This is a genomic window from Halarchaeum grantii, from assembly GCF_014647455.2.
Lineage (GTDB): Archaea > Halobacteriota > Halobacteria > Halobacteriales > Halobacteriaceae > Halarchaeum > Halarchaeum grantii.
This window is the reverse complement of the sequence record NZ_BMPF01000001.1, coordinates 468,470-480,115: the sequence shown is the minus strand read 5'-3', so window position 1 is coordinate 480,115 and position 11,646 is coordinate 468,470. Positions and strand designations below refer to the sequence as shown.

Below are 11,646 nucleotides of genomic sequence, written 5' to 3'. Positions count from 1 at the left end.
TTTTCTCGACGGCATAGAACCACCACCTGACCCCGAAGCCGTCTCCCGACATCGGCGCGCGCCCCGGGCTGTGCGGCCGACGCCGCCGCGCCATGTCGAGTCGTCGTCGCCGTCTCCCGCTGTGGCGGGCCGGTCGCTTTCGAAGAGCTTTATTTGGCCATGCGTCGTACGGTCGGGTGGACACCGGCCCGAGTCGCGTCGGTGTCGAGAACGACGAGACGCGCGAGGGTAGCCAAGCTCGGCCAACGGCGACGGACTCAAGATCCGTTCCTGTAGAGGTTCGAGGGTTCGAATCCCTTCCCTCGCACGTCACGGCGCGCGTTCGCGGGTTCGAACGCGGCGCGCGCCCATCGTGCGGAAGTCCAGGACGGACTTCCCTCGCACAACCTTCCGACTGTGTGTCACTCGCGTAGTGACGACGCCGGGGACGGCGCCGTCGAGCGGTGGCGTCCGTTGTGCGGACCCGAACACTTTCGAGACGGGGTGCCGATTCACGGGTATGGACGAACGCGCACGTGTCGCGGAGACGGCGGCGACGGCGGGGGCGGAGGTCGCCATCGGGGGGTTCCGCACCGAGATGGACGTCGAGCAGAAGAGCTCGAAGACGGACGTGGTGACGACGTTCGACAAGGAGGCCCAACGGGCGGTGATCGGCGTGGTGCAGGAGTCCCACGCCGGGCACGCGGTCGTCGGCGAGGAGGAGGACGAGCTGAAGGAGATCCCCGACTCGGGTGCGTGCTGGGTCATCGACCCCATCGACGGGACGAGCAATTTCGTGAGCGGGGTGCCGCTGTGGGCGACGAGCGTCGCGGCCGTCGAGGACGGCGAACCGGTCGCGGCGGCGAACGTCCTGCCGGCGGTCGAGGACGTCTACGTGACGGACGGCGAGTCGGTGACGCTGAACGGCGCGCCGGTGTCGGTGAGCGAGGCCACGGACCCGGAGACGTTCACGGTGGCGCCGACGCTGCGCTGGTCGCGCGCGAAGGCGGACCGGCTGGGCGAGCTCTGCGCGGACATCATCGCGGACTTCGGCGACCTGCGGCGCTTCGGGAGCGCGCAGGTGACGCTCTCGATGCTCGCGGCGGGCCAGATCGACGCCGCCGTGTCCGCGGAGGAGAGCCACCCGTGGGACACGGTCGCGGGCGTCGCGCTCATCCGCGCGGCGGGCGGGACGGTGACGGACGTCCACGGGGAGCGCTGGACGGCGACGAGCGAGGGTCTCGTCGCGTCGAACGGCGAGGCACACGACGCCCTCGTGGCGACGGCGCGGACGGCGCTGGAGGGGTGAGGCGCCGCGACGGCGGGGTGGACCGGAATTAGTAAGGGAAGCCTCGCCCGTTACTCGGGCATGAGGTTTCCCGAGTCGGACGCGGAGCGGGCGTGGTCGGTGGCACTCGCCGTCGCGCTGGTCGCGCTGGTCGGCGGGTCGCTCGCCTTCCCGAACCGCGTCTATGGGGGGTTCGTCTGGCACTACTTCTGGGGGCCGGTGTACGCGGACGCCCACAGCGCGAGTTGCGCGGTCTGGAACGGGGGCGCACAGACCCTCCTCTACGGCGCGTCGGAGTGCGCGGCGGCGTCGGGTATCGTCGCCGAACCCGGCTACACGCTCGTCTCGGAGGCGGGGTACGCGCTCACGCTCGTCTTCATGGTCATCGGCGTCGTCTTCCTCCTGCGTCGCCTCCGCGTCGGCGAGTCGTACAGCTTCCTCTACGCGCTCTTCCCGTTCATGCTGCTCGGCGGGGCGCTCCGCGTCGTCGAGGACGCGAACGACGCAGTCACGGGCGCGTTCGTCAGCTATCCGCTGAACGCCCTCCTCATCAGCCCCATCATCTACTTCACGGTGTTCTTCGTGACGCTCGCGTCGCTCCTGCTCGCGGTGTGGCTGGCGCGCTCGGGCTACACGGACGGCTACGACCGCCCGCTCTTCGCGCTCGGCGCGGGATGGCTCGCTCTCACGCTCGCCTACCTCTGCGTGCTCGTCGTCGTGGACGCGAACGTCGCGTTCCACCCGGTTTTCACGGTGTTGACGGTCGTCATCGCGGGCCTCGTGACGGCGGCGGACTACTGGCTCCTCACGCGCTACGCGCCCGACGTCCTCTCGGGGACCGGGTTCGCGGGCGTCGTCGTGATCTTCGGACACGCCATCGACGGCGCGTCGAACGTCCTCGGCCTCGATTTCGGGAAGGAGCTCGGCCTCGCCTACGACCTCTACCCGAAGCATCCCGTGAACAAGTTCGTCGTGGACGTGACGAGTCAGTACGTCCCGGCGTCGGTGACGCAGGTGACGGGCGACGCGTGGCCGTTCCTCCTGTTGAAACTCGTCGCCGCGACGTTCGTCATCTCGCTCTTCGACGACCAGATGTACGAGGAGAACCCGCGCTATACGGTCCTGCTCCTCGTCGCCGTGCTCGCCGTCGGCCTCGGCCCCGGGACGCGCGATATGCTGCGCGCGACGTTCGGGGTGTAGTCCGACGCTCTGCGCCGGAGGAACGACCGAGCGGGGAGGAACGAGCCGCGAGCGCAGAAGGCTTATCACCGAACCGCCTGAACTCCGGGCGCATGCCCTCCACACGAACGCTCGCCACCGTCGGGGTCGCCCTCCTCATCGTCGGTGGCGTCCTCGGCGCGACCGGGTACGTCGAGACGCAGACACCCTCCTGCGAGTCCGGCTCCGGGCTCTCCATCGACCGACTCGACGCGGGCGCGGACGCGCCGAGCGGCTACGAGGCGACGGCGTTCGAGAACCTGACGCCGACCGGCCAGCGCGTCTTCCTCGAGGCCTACACGGACGACAGCGGGCTCTCACGGCTATACGAGTCGGCCGCCCCGGACGCCGCGAGCGGCCGCGTCGTCGCGTATCGCGGCGAGCGCTACGTCACGAACGCCATCGTGAGCGACTGCGTCACGCCGCTCGGGGACGTCGCGGCGTTCGGCGGCGCTGCCCTGTCGCTCGTCGGCCTCCTGCTCGCGCTCGCCGCCGGCGTCCGCGCGTGGCGGCCGTGACGGTCAGGGGAAGGGGTGGTGTCGCCGTTCGAGGTCGGCCTCGAAGCCCAACTGCGCGGGGACGTCGCGGGCGCGCTCACCGAAGTAGGCGTCGCCGAAGAAGAGCGGTTGCGCCTCGGGGACGAGGACGCGGACGGCGCGGAAGCCGACGCTCGCGACGTCGCGCGTCGTGAGGTCGCTCGCGTAGGCGTCGAGGCCGGCGTCCGCGAGGCGGTCCAGCACCGCGTCGAGTTCGTCGGTGCCCTCGGGGACCGCGTCGGGACCGACGTCTTCGAGCGACACCGACGCGTCGGCGTCGACGAACGCGCGCGCCTCGGGGGGGAAGGCGGCGTACTCGCCGATGGCGCCCTGCTCGTTCGTCGCGCGCTCGCGGCCCATGTCCCGGAGTTCGATCCAGTTCTGGATGGCTTCGCAGAGCGCGCCCGTCGCGGCCGCGCCCGCGTCGAGGCTCGCGGCGCTCCCGAGCGCGAAGCGGGGCCACTCGTCCTCGCGGTGGACGGCGACGGCGACGACGGGCACGTCGACGTCCTGCGTGCAGAGGAGGGCGGTCACCTCCAAGCCCTCGGCGCCGGCGCGTCGGGCGAGCGTCTCGTAGGCGTCGTCGGCGACGTCGAGCGCGAGCGGGTCGAACGTCGAGTACCACGCGAGCATCGTCGCGTCGCGCTCGACCGTCTCGTAGAGGCCCGACAACAGGGCCTGTGTCGCGTGGTTCCCGAGGCCGAGGCCGGTGGTGAGCGCGGGCTTCAGGGACTCCTCGGGCGGCGGGAAGTGGACGAACTCGGCGGGGAGGAGGGCCTCCTCGCGAGTCGAGAGGTCGACGCCGGAGACCCACCGCATCGTCGCGTCGCGCTCGACGCGGGGCGCATCCGCGGGTCGGACGAAGGCGTCCGGCGAGAGCGCGTCCGGGTGGGTGGGCTTCGCGACGTCGAAATCGCTTCCTCGGTAGACGGCAGCGGCGTAGCGTTCGAGGCCCTCGCCGACGGCTTTCACGAACGCGTCGTCCCAGTCGCGACCGACGCCGGCGGCGAGGCCCTGACTCGACTGCTCGCCGACGGCGGCGGTGTCGGCGGTCGTCGCCATGTAGTAGGGCGCGGGGTAGGTCTCGCGCTCGCCGACGTCTGTGACGACGCCCGCTCGCGCGTCGACGGCGGCCTCGGCTTTCGCGGTCGCGTCCGCGAGCGACGTCTCGGCGTGGTCGCGTCCGGGGTCGCCGTAGCGCTCGTGACTCCCGCAGTCGCAGAACGGCGCGGGCGTGAACGCGTGTTCGGCGTGCGGGACCTCGGTCGTGGTCCCGCCGAGCGACGGATCCTCGAGCAGGTCGAGCGCGCGCTTGCCGGCGAGCGCGCCCGCGTAGCGGACGCTGGAGCGTGCGGCGCTGGGTGTGTCGGCGCGCTCGGGATCGGTCGCGGCGACGCGTCGGTGGAGGCAGGCGAAACAGCCCGAGTCGGGCGTGAACGCGGAGACGGCGGCGTCCACGTTCGCGAGCGGGTGGCCGCCGAGGCCGCCGACTTCGCAGGCGACCCACGGCGTCGCGCCGTCGCGCGCGCGACCGCTCGCGGCGGCGAAGCCGTCGCTCCCGGTGAGGCCGACGACGACGGCGACGTCAGTGTCGGCGACGGCGGTGAGGTCCGCGCCGGCGTCCTCGAGGGCGGCGTCGTCGAGCGCGGCGCGTGCGGCGTCGGCGGCCGCGCCGCTACCGACGACGGCGTAGGTTCGTGACATGGCACTCACTGGGTGCGAGCGGGTGAAAAAACGGCCGGATTCCTCAGCTGAGAACGGTCTGCGCGACGCTCGCGAGCTCGGACGGCGGGGCGTCCTGGAGGCGGTCGTCGGCGAGCTTGAGGCGGAGACGCGGGCGGCCGACGTCGATGGGGACTTTCTCGGTGTCGATGAGGCCCACGTCCTCGAGCTTGGTCTTCGTGCGGCTGAACGTCGCTTTCGAGGCGATGCCGACGTCCTCGCCCCACTTCGAGATGTCGTAGAGGAGGACGCGGTTCTTCGCGGCGACGAGCAGGCTCACGGTGACTTCGTCGAGGCCGTCCCCGTCGCCGCGCGCGGTTTCGAGGGAGGCGAGGACGTCCGTGAAGTCGGCCTCGACGTCGGCGCCGATCTCGTCGTCGAGCGTCTGCCGGACGCGCGAGATGGCGGGCGTGCGGAGCGTGTACTCCTCGGCGGCCGCCCAGTCGGCCTCGACGGCGTCGCGGGCGGCGGGGACGAACGTCTCGTCGTCGGTGACGAGGCCGGCGGTCTGCTCGCCCGCCGTGACGAGCGCGACGACGCGGTCGTCGGTGACGAGGAGCGAGGAGCGCGAGAGGTCGTCGCTCGTGCGGAGCGCGAGCGCCCCCGACTCGATGAGGTCGGCGGTGTTGCTCGCGACGAGGAAGTCGCCCATGACGTCCTTCAGGAGGCGGTCGTCGGCGAGCAGGCGGGTCTCCGGGAGCGCACCGTCAAACTCCGTGGCGGCGTCGACGACGCTCTCGATGGCGTCCGCCGACGGGTTGACCACGAAGAGCTCGTCGGGCTCGGCGTCGAAGACCTCCCCCAGGATGTCCCCGACGCTGGTACCGAGTAGATTCGCTGTCATACGTACGTACGACTAAGACTGCTCGACATATATAATTTTATCAGATAAAGTTTGAACTCAAAGCAGACGGAGTCGGATAATCGTCTCGGAACGGGAGTCTCTCACCTATTCCGGGCGCTCCTCGCTGAGCATCGAGCGAACCTCGTCCGACCAGTAGAAGGCACCGTCGTAGATGGTCGGCACGTCGACGTGTTCGAGGAGCGAACAGACGTCCGCCCGCGAGAGCTCGACCGTCGACTCCGCCCCGCAGAGGCGCGCCGCGACGTCGTCCGCCGCGAGCGCGTGGTAGGTCGCGCCGTGCGACCACGGCGACCCCGACTCGTACGTCACCGCGAAGCGCTCGGCGTCGACGCGGTCGACGGTGAGCGTCGCCGGCGTGCGGGCGTCCGACTGCGTGAGCACCTGCGTGCCGTCGCCGACGACGGCGTAATCCTTCCCCATCCGGATGCGGCGGCGCGCGAGTCGGAGCGCGCGCTCGATGCTGAATCCGTTGACGAGCAGTCGCGCGAACGCCGTCCCCACCTTCGCGGCCTGCTCGTCGAGCACCGTCCGGAACGTCACCGCGCCCGCGATACTCCCCTTCTCCACGAGTTCGAGGCCCTCGTGGTAGGAGCCACACGCGTTCAGGAAGAACGTCTGCGCGTTCGACTCCTCGACGGCCGAGGCCGAGAGGGTGCCGTCCGCACACCGTAACCCGCCGACCTCGCAGTGGCCGATGTAGTGGACGAAGTCGTTCGGCTCGGCGAGCACGGCCGCGAGTTCCGCGCGCGTCACGTTCTCGCGGAGCGTCACCTCCATCGGGACGTCGGCGGCGCGCTCGCGATAGAGGTCGGCGACGCACGCGTGCTCCTCCGCCATCCCCGCGTCGTTCAAGACCACGGTGACGGAGAGCGCATCGTCGTCGGCGTCGAGGTAGTCGAGTCGGTTCTCGTAGGCCGCCGGCCGGGCCTTGAAGACGTCGATGGGCGTCCCCTCGGCGAGCCAGCCGTGCACGCGTCCGCGCCGGAGGCGTGGCTTCACGGTGTCGACGCTCGCGACGGGGCCGGTCTGCGCGCGGTAGAAGGCGTCGAGCGAGCGCGCCATCAGCTCCTCGCCGTCGAGCGCGGTCGTCTCCGGGGGATAGACGTGTGCGAGCCGGTCGATGAGGTAGGGGAGCGAGCGCGCGTGCTCGACGGACGGCTCGACGTACATCGCGAGATGCCACTCCGGGAGGTCGGCCGCGATGCGCTCGTAGGGCGTGGCGAGATACGTTCGGAGGCGCTCGGCGACCGATTGGTCGTAGACGCGCTCGGCGTCGAGTCCGATGTCGGCGAGGAGGTCGCGCTCCGCGACGTCGACGGCGTGCGGGCCCGCGCCGCGAACGAGCGCGTCCAGCCAGAAGCACCGCTCGAGGAGCGCCGGGGCCTGTCTCTCGGGGTCGGTGAGGTCGTGGCGCACGCCGACGCCGTCGGCGCGGACGTGCGGCGTGACGCCGTCCTCGATGCGGACGGTCGCGGAGAGGTAGAAGGCGAGCGGCGCGGCGACGAACAGCGTCTCGTAGTCTGCCGGGAGGACGAGCTCGACGCCGGTCTCGGGGATTCGCTCCGCGAGCGCGTCGGGGACGCGCGTCGTCTCGCCGAACTCGAGCGTCGGCGGGTGGCGGCGCATCGTCCGGAGCGTCCGGTCGGGCGTCGTCGTCCGGTGCGCGGCGCCGAACGCGGTGAGCGCGGTCGCGAGGCCGCGCGCCGACTCCGGGACGGTGAGCGTCTCGTTCGGCGAGCGAACGAAGCTCCGGAAGCCGAGCGTCACCGAGCGCTCGGCGGGGAACGCGACTTCGACCTCGTGGCGCTCGCCGTGGCGGACGACGGTCGCCGGGCCCTCGAAGCGCGCGTACGCCTTGACGCTGGCGTCGACGTCGAGGACGTACGTGCCGTCGTCGAGTTCGAGGCGGCCGCACGCGCCGTCGACGTCGTGGGTCTCGCCGGCCGCCTCGTCGTGGACGGCGGCGACGGTCGCGGGCAGAACGAGCGCGCGCGTCCGACCGGTGGCGGTCGCGTCGGCCGGTCGGGTGAGCGGGTGCCGTCGGCCGCCCGGGCGCCAGTCGCGGGCGCGCACCAGCAGGTCGCGTTTCGCGCCGTCGACCGCGCGCACGCCCTCCTCGGTCTCTTCGCACTCGATCACGCGATGTGTGGGGTACAGTCACGGGCCATATATTCCTGTCGAGGGCGAGCGCCGCGACGGCGCCGCCGTGTGTCAGTCCCGTGCTCCGACGGCGGTTTCGGCCGGAGTCAGGTGGGTTTAAGCCCGACGCGGGGCCTGTTCTCGAACATGAGCTACGACCGGGTTCGGGCAGTAGACGAGGACGTCGCGGACGCCCTGACGGGCGAGCGCGAGCGGCAGAACGACACCCTCGCGATGATCGCGAGCGAGAACCACGTCAGCGAGGCGGTGCTCGAGGCGCAGGGCTCGGAGCTGACGAACAAGTACGCGGAGGGCTATCCGGGCGAGCGCTACTACGGCGGCTGCGAGTACGCGGACGACGTCGAGGAACTCGCCATCGAGCGCGCGAAGGAGCTCTGGGGCGCCGAGCACGTCAACGTCCAGCCCCACTCCGGCTCCTCCGCGAACATGGGCGTCTACTTCTCCGTGCTCGAACCCGGCGACAAGATCCTCTCGCTGGACCTGACGCACGGCGGCCACCTCTCGCACGGCCACTCGGTGAACTTCGCGGGCAAGCTCTACGACGTCACGCACTACGAGGTCGACCCGGAGACGGGCCGCCTCGACTACGAGGCGCTCGCCCGGCAGGCCGAGGAGGTCGAGCCGGACATGATCGTCTCCGGCTTCTCCGCCTATCCGCGAACGGTGGACTGGGAGGCGATTCAGGAGGCCGCCGACGCGGTGGGCGCCTACCACATGGCGGACATCGCGCACATCACGGGGCTCGTCGCCGCCGGCGAGCACCCCTCGCCCGTGGGCGTCGCGGACTTCGTCACCGGCTCGACGCACAAGACGATCCGCGCGGGTCGCGGCGGCATCATCATGTGCGACGAGGAGCACGCGGACGCCGTCGACACCGCCGTCTTCCCCGGCGCGCAGGGCGGTCCCCTCATGCACAACGTCGCGGGCAAAGCGGTCGGCTTCGGTGAGGCCCTCGACCCCGAGTTCAAGGAGTACGCCGCGCAGGTCGTGACGAACGCGGAAGTGCTCGGTGAGACCCTCGAAGAGCACGGCTTCTCGCTCGTTTCGGGCGGCACCGACACGCACCTCGTGCTCGCGGACCTCCGCGAGTCCCACCCCGACGTCACGGGCGGGGAGGCCGAAGAGGCCCTCGAGGAGGTCGGCATCGTCCTGAACGGCAACACGGTGCCGGGCGAGACGCGCTCGGCGTTCAACCCGTCGGGCATTCGTGCGGGGACGCCCGCGCTCACGACGCGCGGCTTCGAGGAGGCGGAGATGCGCGAGGTCGGCGACCTCATCGCGCGCGTCATCGACAACCTCGGCGACGAGGAGGTCTACGCGGAGGTCGCCGCCGACGTGCAGGAACTCTGCGACGACCACCCGCTGTACGAGTAGCGAGGCTCCCCCAGAGCCTCGGGGACACGAGCGGGGAACCTGCGACCGGCGCGGCCCGAGCGTTCAACGAGGGGGCGAACCGGTGTGCGTGGGTGCGTGCTCGGCGACCGCCTCTACGGCGTCGACGGCCTCGCCCCCCGCCGGCGCCGTCCCGAGCGGCGTATCCCAACGCGCGCTCGCGGAGACGATAACCCACGTCCGTGTACACTTATCGCCGTATCTCGGCGGATATAGGCACGTATCCGTGGTGTTAAAGGAGGGCGGGGCGGAACTACGGGTATGACGCACGTCGTAGACGGGAACGCGGTCGCCGCCGACGTCCGGAGCGGCCTCGAGGACGCGATCGAGACGCTGAACGACGCGGGCGTCCAGCCCGGGCTCGCCACGGTGCTGATGAGCGACGACGACGCCTCGGCCACCTACGTCTCGATGAAGCAGCGCGACTGCGAGGAGGTCGGCATCAACGGCATCCACGTCGAGATCGACCCCGACGCGCCCGCCGAGGAGCTCTACGAGACCATCGACGAACTGAACGCGGACCCCGACGTCCACGGCATCCTCGTGCAGCTGCCCGTCCCGGACCACGTCGACGACCGGGAGGTCCTCCGCCGGATCGACCCGGCGAAGGACGTCGACGGCTTCCACCCGGAGAACGTCGGGCGCCTCGTCGCGGGCGACGCGCGCTTCAAGCCCTGCACGCCCCACGGCGTCCAGAAGCTCCTCGCGTCGGCGGACGTCGAGATGGCGGGGAAGGACGTCGTCGTCGTCGGGCGCTCGGACATCGTCGGCAAGCCGCTCGCGAACCTCTTCCTCCAGCGCGACGAGGGCGGGAACGCCACCGTGACGGTCTGTCACTCGCGAACCGACGACCTCGAGGCGCACACGACGCGCGCGGACGTCGTCGTCGCCGCCGCCGGCGTCCCCGAGTTCATCGACGGCTCGATGCTCAAGGAGGGCGCGGTGGTCGTCGACGTCGGGACGAACCGCGTGGACGCGGACACCGAGAAGGGGTACCGGCTCACCGGCGACGTGGACTTCGAGAGCGCGAAGGAGAAGGCGGACGTCATCACGCCCTCGCCGGGCGGTGTGGGGCCGATGACGCGCGCGATGCTCCTCTACAACACCGTGAAGGCCGCCGGCGACCTCGCGGACGTCGACGTCACGCTCCCGTAGGCCGGCGGCTCAGTCGCCGCCCACCGCCGCACGCTCGCGGACGTCGGCGGCGAGTCGGTCGGCGTGTTCGAGGCGGACGGCGCGCGCGTCCTCGCGGGCGAGCGGGTCGTCGTCCTCGAGTCGGTGGGTGACGGGGTCGTAGGCGTCCACGTCGAAGCCCATCCGCTCGAGGTAGCTCTCGACGGCGGTGGAGTCGAGGCCGTCCTCGATGGCGGCGTCGACGTAGCCGAGCACGACGTCGAACTCGGGGAGGACGACGTCGCCCTCGCCGACGCGCCCGGCGTCGCCCTCGATGCGGACGTCGGCGTCGCGGAGGCGGTCGGTCGTCTCGGCGAGTCGGTCGGCGAGGCGGACGACGTCGGCGGGGAGCGCGGCGTCCGGGGAGCGCCACTCGACGGTGCCGAACTCCTCGCGGAGTTGAACGGGCGTCCAGACGACGCTCTCGGGCTCGAAGCAGCGCTGGACGACGCGCCGGTCGACGCCGGCGTCGGCGGCGGCGTGGACGAAGTCCTCGTAGCGGCGTTCGAGGCGCCGGACCCACTCCTCGCGGTCCTCGACGTACGGCCAGAGCCACCCCTGATGGGGGACGTCGGCGTAGGCGAGACGCCGATAGAGCTTCGAGCGCGCGCCGGCGGCGAGACGTCGCCCGCGATAGTACGGCGAGGAGTTGCAGAGCGCGAGCGCGGGGTCGAGCGCGATGAAGGTGTTCAACTGGTCGATGGCGCGCTCGGGGAGCTGCTCGACGTGGACGTGCGTCCCGGCGCAGTGCCGGACGTACGCGAAGTCGTCGCCGACGACGCGGTTCTGGACGCGCGTCCGCTCGCTCGTGTGCTCGGCGATTTCCTCGTCGCTGATCGGTGTCGCGAGCGGGACGAGTTTCTTCCCGTCCTCGGCGGCGCGCCGGAGCACGCTCCCGACGCGGTCGTACAGCTCGGCCCGCAGCTCGTCGGTCGTCTCGCACGGCGTCGTCTTTATCTCGAGGAGCGGCTCGACGAACTCGCGCTCGACGCCGGGCGCGGCGTCCGCGAGCCCGTCCGGCACGGCGAGTCGGCCCTCCTCGTCGACGACCCAGTACTCGACCTCGATGCTCCGACGTATCGGCTCTGTGTCTGGCGGTGTCACTGGCTACGTGGCGACCCGGTGGGTGGTGGACGAAGCGACGCGACCTGTGCCATGTTATGTTATACCATCCGACCGTTGCCGATGCGGGTATAAGAAACTTATCGCTTGTCGACTCCAGAGCGGGCAGGTGGAGTCGGGTGTCGGTGCCCGAACGTTCGCTTATCTCGGATTTAATATCTTGAACTCTAGGTACCGACCCCAGAATACCG

General features: G+C 71.0%; 9 protein-coding genes and 1 tRNA gene. 6 read left to right on the top strand and 4 right to left on the bottom strand.

The genetic code is table 11. From position 1 onward, the window contains the following. Positions 1-222 precede the first annotated feature (222 nt). The 4 genes from IEY12_RS02500 (at position 223) to IEY12_RS02485 (ending at position 3,003) form a co-directional block, all read left to right on the top strand. A tRNA-Leu gene (locus IEY12_RS02500) sits at positions 223-307 on the top strand. Positions 308-499: 192 nt separating this feature from the next. Continuing rightward, on the top strand, positions 500-1,288 hold the full coding sequence (locus tag IEY12_RS02495) for an inositol monophosphatase family protein (protein ID WP_188878215.1): 789 nt from the start codon (positions 500-502) through the stop codon (positions 1,286-1,288). Positions 1,289-1,348: 60 nt separating this feature from the next. Next, positions 1,349-2,467 carry a DUF63 family protein gene (locus IEY12_RS02490; protein WP_188878214.1) on the top strand — a complete coding sequence of 373 codons (1,119 nt, stop codon included), beginning with the start codon at positions 1,349-1,351 and terminating at the stop codon, positions 2,465-2,467. 92 nt (positions 2,468-2,559) lie between these two features. Continuing rightward, positions 2,560-3,003, top strand: coding sequence for a DUF7979 domain-containing protein (locus IEY12_RS02485; protein WP_188878210.1), 444 nt, complete (start codon positions 2,560-2,562; stop codon positions 3,001-3,003). Positions 3,004-3,006: 3 nt separating this feature from the next. Here IEY12_RS02485 and IEY12_RS02480 read toward each other — a convergent pair whose 3' ends face one another. From IEY12_RS02480 to IEY12_RS02470, 3 genes are all read right to left on the bottom strand, one after another. Beyond that, positions 3,007-4,725 (bottom strand): YcaO-like family protein, encoded by a 1,719-nt coding sequence (locus tag IEY12_RS02480; RefSeq protein ID WP_188878207.1) that lies wholly within the window; start codon positions 4,723-4,725, stop codon positions 3,007-3,009. A gap of 43 nt (positions 4,726-4,768) precedes the next feature. Beyond that, the gene (gene tbsP, locus IEY12_RS02475) at positions 4,769-5,587 is read right to left on the bottom strand and encodes a transcriptional regulator TbsP (protein ID WP_188878205.1); all 819 of its coding nucleotides are present in this window, start codon (positions 5,585-5,587) and stop codon (positions 4,769-4,771) included. Positions 5,588-5,692: 105 nt separating this feature from the next. Beyond that, positions 5,693-7,747 (bottom strand): CHAT domain-containing protein, encoded by a 2,055-nt coding sequence (locus IEY12_RS02470; protein ID WP_188878203.1) that lies wholly within the window; start codon positions 7,745-7,747, stop codon positions 5,693-5,695. 147 nt (positions 7,748-7,894) lie between these two features. Here IEY12_RS02470 and glyA point away from each other — a divergent pair, with 147 nt between their 5' ends. Both glyA and IEY12_RS02460 read left to right on the top strand, forming a co-directional pair. After that, entirely contained in the window at positions 7,895-9,142 is a 1,248-nt protein-coding gene (gene glyA, locus IEY12_RS02465; protein ID WP_188878201.1) for a serine hydroxymethyltransferase, read from the top strand. A 279-nt stretch (positions 9,143-9,421) separates the two neighbouring features. Next, positions 9,422-10,315, top strand: a complete 894-nt coding sequence (locus tag IEY12_RS02460) for a tetrahydrofolate dehydrogenase/cyclohydrolase catalytic domain-containing protein (RefSeq protein WP_188878197.1) — start codon at positions 9,422-9,424, stop codon at positions 10,313-10,315. 9 nt (positions 10,316-10,324) lie between these two features. On the opposite strand, the gene IEY12_RS02455 is transcribed toward IEY12_RS02460, so the two are convergent. Then, a complete protein-coding gene (locus IEY12_RS02455) occupies positions 10,325-11,437 on the bottom strand; it encodes a glutamate-cysteine ligase family protein (RefSeq protein WP_188878183.1) in 1,113 nt (370 codons plus the stop codon). Between the last annotated feature and the right edge of the window lie 209 nt (positions 11,438-11,646).

Excerpts from the sequence above, each read along its gene's own strand:
- IEY12_RS02480 (WP_188878207.1), bottom strand. The coding sequence starts at position 4,725 with ATGTCACGAACCTACGCCGTCGTCGGTAGCGGCGCGGCCGCCGACGCC.
- IEY12_RS02495 (WP_188878215.1), top strand. The coding sequence starts at position 500 with ATGGACGAACGCGCACGTGTCGCGGAGACGGCGGCGACGGCGGGGGCG.
- IEY12_RS02485 (WP_188878210.1), top strand. The coding sequence starts at position 2,560 with ATGCCCTCCACACGAACGCTCGCCACCGTCGGGGTCGCCCTCCTCATC.
- IEY12_RS02490 (WP_188878214.1), top strand. The coding sequence starts at position 1,349 with ATGAGGTTTCCCGAGTCGGACGCGGAGCGGGCGTGGTCGGTGGCACTC.
- IEY12_RS02460 (WP_188878197.1), top strand. The coding sequence starts at position 9,422 with ATGACGCACGTCGTAGACGGGAACGCGGTCGCCGCCGACGTCCGGAGC.
- tbsP (WP_188878205.1), bottom strand. The coding sequence starts at position 5,587 with ATGACAGCGAATCTACTCGGTACCAGCGTCGGGGACATCCTGGGGGAG.
- glyA (WP_188878201.1), top strand. The coding sequence starts at position 7,895 with ATGAGCTACGACCGGGTTCGGGCAGTAGACGAGGACGTCGCGGACGCC.